Origin of the sequence: Protofrankia sp. CiT1 (assembly GCF_917627335.1) — a bacterium.
GTDB lineage: Bacteria > Actinomycetota > Actinomycetes > Frankiales > Frankiaceae > Protofrankia.
The window spans coordinates 13310-17564 of sequence record NZ_CAKJTP010000092.1; the positions used below are offsets into that span (position 1 = coordinate 13310).

Sequence of the window (4255 nt, forward strand, 5' to 3'; positions counted from 1 at the left end):
AGCGGCTGGTACGGGGGAGCGGGAGTGCGATCGTCCACTCCTACGGCCGTGCATCGACAACGCCGGCTCTACTCGCACGTGCGACGCCCGGGATCGTGTCACAGGGCCGGGGTCAGGCCGCGATCGGCGGAGCGTCGCGCGCGACGGCGGTGCGGGCGGTCCGGCCTCGCCATCCCAGCGCGGGTATGGACCCGCGCAGCAGCAGCGCGGCGTGCACACCGGCGAACGCGACGCTGTTCGCCATGCCCGGCCCCTGGTCCCGGGCCAGCCCGTAGATCGATGCGGCGATCAGCAGCATGGCCACGGCGACGGGAACCACCACCACGGTCGGCTGCCAGTGCCCGCCGCCCTGCTTCGGCGTGACGACGAAACGTCCAGGCCGGCGTAGTAGCGCCCGTACCGTGGACACCACGCCGATCCAGAAGCTGGCGCTTTGCAGGGTGAAGGCGGCGAAGGTGTAGCTGCCGTTCCCGGCCAGCGCAACCGTGCCCAGCGCCACGGTGAAGTAGGGCGCGAAGTGCAGCAGGAACTGGTCGGCGCTCGCGGCGGTGATCGGTTGGATGCCGAACATGATCCGCATCATCGGCATGATCATATAGATGAGTACGGTCCAGCCGGACAGAAAGTACCCCGCGGACAGCAGGTACTGTGCCTTCAGCCGGCGGGGCAGCCGGGCGGCCAGCACCGCCGGGATCGCCGAGATGCAGCCTCGCGACCACCGCAGCTGCTGGCTGGTGTAGGAGGCCATGTCCGCCGGCCCGAGGCCACTGGCCAGTACCTCGGGCACGTAGACCGACCGCCACCCGCGGGTGTGCATGCGGATCGACAGCTCGAAGTCCTCGGTCAGGGAGTCCTCGGGGAAGCCGCCCACCTCCGCCAGGGCCGTACGGCGGAAGGCGATGTTCGTTCCGCAGCAGAACATCGCGCCCAGGCCGTCCTTGCCCCGCGCGATCCCACCGAAGAAAAGCGCCTGCTGTGCCCATGACGTCCCGGCGACCTCGTTGGTCGAGGCGTTCGCGTAGTACTGCGGTGTCTGTACAAAGCCCACACCCGGGTCGTCGAGGTAGCCGAGCGTCGCTTCCAGGAACTCCGGGTGCGGCACGTGGTCACAGTCAAAGATCACCACGATCGGCGCGGAGGTCCGGCCGAGCGCGTGGTTGAGGTTGCCGGCCTTCGCGCCGCGGTGGTCCGGCCGGGTGATGTAGGTGACGCCGTACCGGCTGGCCAACGCGGCCATCCGCGGGTTGTCCCCATCGTCCAGCAGGCACACATGCACCTGCGCCCCCCGCATCCGGACCGCCGCGGCCAGCGTCGGTTCCACCACGTCGACCGGCTCGTTGTAGACCGGCACCAGGACGTCCACGGCCAGCTGCCCGCTTAGAGCGACCGGCAATAGGGACGCGGCGTCGCGGGGCTGGGGCACGCACCTCGCTGTGTTGTCGTCGGTCGACACCCCAAGGACCAGGGTGACTCCCTCCTCCGCCTTGCGATGTACGCGCCCCAGTCCCGCTCCTTGATCCACGCCCCTATTGCCGGGCGCTCTTACTCGCGGGCGGCGCCGGCGCACGCGCTCCCGGGAGCACGTCCACCAGAAACCGAGCGCCTGCACCGCGTTGAAGACCTCGGCAAGCAGCAACAGGGCGTAGAGCAGCACGTTGCCGACCCGACCGGGCGCGAGCAGCCAGCCGAAATACCAGAAGAAAGCGAGCACGTTCAGCGGCAGCACAAGCAGCATCCGGCGCCGCAGCGCCCGGCCCGGCCCCATCGGTTGCCATGCCGGCGGCGCGAGCCGCGGGTCCGTGGAGATGGCGGTCCTGGTCTCGCTTCTGGCGTCGTTCCTGGCGTTGTCGGCGCCGTTCCTGGCGTTGTCGGCGACCGGTGGACGCGCCGCGGGGGCGACGGAAGGCAGTTGCTGGCTGTGCGTGATTGTTTCGTGTTCCGGCGTGATGGTCACTGCAGCTCCCAGACGATTACCTGCGGGGCGTGGAAGGTGTTGACGACCCGTCGGCTCAGTTCCAGCCGCGCCAGCAGCGCGCCGGTGTCCACCGCCACATTGGGATCGGACAGGAAGCTTCCGACCACGAACACGTGGCGGGCGGACCTGGCGCGCGCCAGAACGCCGGGGCCAGGACCGTAGGAGGGGAGCCCGGGCGCGTAGTAATCGACGACGTCGACCAGGTAGATCGGGGTGTAGACGATGATGTCGCCCGGTTGCGCATGCGCGGTGACGTGCTTCAACGCACCGTCGAAGTCGTACAGGCGAGGGTCGCTCGGATTGAGTTGCTGGTCCACCAGCGCGACCACGAGCGTCAGCGTGGCGAGCCCGACGCCGAGCAGCATTCCCGGCGTGGTCCGCAACCAGCTCGTGAGCGCCCGGCCGGCGAGGAGCATCAGGCCAGGCAGGATCCCGACGAAGTAGCGGACCTCGAACAGGTTCTCCTTCCGCGTGCCGAGGGCGAACAGGCACAGCACGGGGACGAGCACGGTCGCGGCGAGCAACAGTGAGCTGCGGGACCAGCCGCGGCCGAGCAGCAGGAACGCGACCAGCATTCCCACTGGCCACACCGCGACGAGGGTGGCCACGATCGCGTCCGAATGGTAGCCCCAGACAGCCCATACCCCGTTCGCGCCGATCGAGTAGATCGAAAGCAGCGGATGGCCACCCGTCGCCACCGTGTCACCGGCCTGAGCCGCGAAACCCACCCCACCACGGGTGCCGTAGGCGTGGAGCTGAGCGCTGGCGAACGGCACCAACGGCGCGGCAAGTAACGTCAGCGCGGCCAGGCTCGCCAGCCACGGCACGAGGATGCCGGGCCCGTCCCGGCTGGTCCGGCGTGTTCCGTGTCGGCGCCAGACAATCACGGCGAACACGATCTGCTGCGTGATTACCTGCAGCGTCGCGAAGTAATGGGTCCACAGCAGGGCCGCGCTCGCCAGGGTGTACACCACCCACGCCCTACGGCCGCCGGCCTTCAGCACCCGTGCCTGTGCCCAGGTGGCCGTGACTCCGAACAGCAGGAACAGCGGGTACATCCGCGTCTCCTGCGAATACCAGACCGCGAACGGGGCGAAGACACCGAGGGCCGCCGCGGCCAGCCCGGCACGCCGGTTGTAGAGATCACGGCCGGCCAGGTAAAGCATCGGCACCAGCAGGCTCCCGGTCACGATCGAGGGCAGCCGGACAGCGAACTGGCTTGTCCCGAACAGGTGCACCTGTAACCACAGCACCGTGGCGAACAGCGGCGGGTGTACGTCGGTGTCCCGGAGCGCGCGGATCGACTCCTGGAACGGAAAGAGCCTGGCCTGGCGGATGCTGATCGCCTCGTCGACCCAGATGCTGTGCGGTGACAGCAACCGGACGACGATCCCGAGGACCGTGAGGCCGGCCACCGCCCACCGGATGTGGGTGGCTGTCACCGGCCGTGGCCGCAGCAGCCACATGCTTGCCAGCGGAGCGGGCCGGGCGCGCAGCATGGTCACGGTGCCCACCGACATCGTCAGCGCGGTCATGGCGGCCAACGTGACAAGCGCGATCGAGCGCGCGTCGTGATGGAAGATCGTGATGCCGATCGCCTGGCCGGCCGCGGTGATGCCGACGGCGATGCCGGTCGCTCGGCCGCCGGCCGTGACGCAGTTCTCCGCGGCCAGCACCCGGGCCAGGCCGAACATTGCCATCGCCGCGAGGTAGGCGAGGCCGAGCCGGCCGGTGCCGGCGTAGGCGGGGCCGAGCGTCGACACCCAGAACCCGGTCGGCGTCACCGCGACCACCAGCAGCGCGCCGATACCGACCGCGGCCGCCCCGGACAGCGCGACCAGCACCGCCCCGGCATCCCGTTGCGCGGCCCGCGGCAGCAGCACCATCGGGATGGTCGCGGTCGCGAACGCGGCCACCCCGCCGAGCGTCGACAGGACCGCGAACAGCGCGGCCTGGTCCCGGCCGAGGAGCGCATTCGCCCACAGGAGATCCTGGTTCGCCAGGACGGCGAGCAGCAGAAAAACGATCATCGCCGCTGGCTGACGGTTCGCGCCGGTGGCCGCTGCCGGCTCCGGCGGCTGCACCCGGGCACCGCGCCATCGCGCTATCCCGAGCGCGCAGTAGCCGGCGGCGACCACGCCCGCCGCGCCCCCGACCGGGCCAAGCAGCGCGGTCAGCACCGTGCCGAAGGCCAGCCGTCCCAGCGGCTCGGCGAGCAGGCTCGCGGTGACCCCGCCGGTGCGCCCGGCACCGTACAGCCTCCCCCGAGCGAGCGCCAGC

The 4255-nt window shown here is 70.4% G+C and carries 2 protein-coding genes; both read right to left on the reverse strand.

What is annotated here, in order from left to right; genetic code table 11:
* Window positions 1-112: 112 nt before the first annotated feature.
* A complete protein-coding gene (locus tag MJ785_RS14815) occupies window positions 113-1954 on the reverse strand; it encodes a glycosyltransferase (RefSeq protein ID WP_239313031.1) in 1842 nt (613 codons plus the stop codon).
* A partial coding sequence (locus MJ785_RS14820; protein WP_239381381.1) for a glycosyltransferase family 39 protein occupies window positions 1951-4255 on the reverse strand: 2305 nt, incomplete at its 5' end. The genes MJ785_RS14820 and MJ785_RS14815, both read right to left, overlap by 4 nt.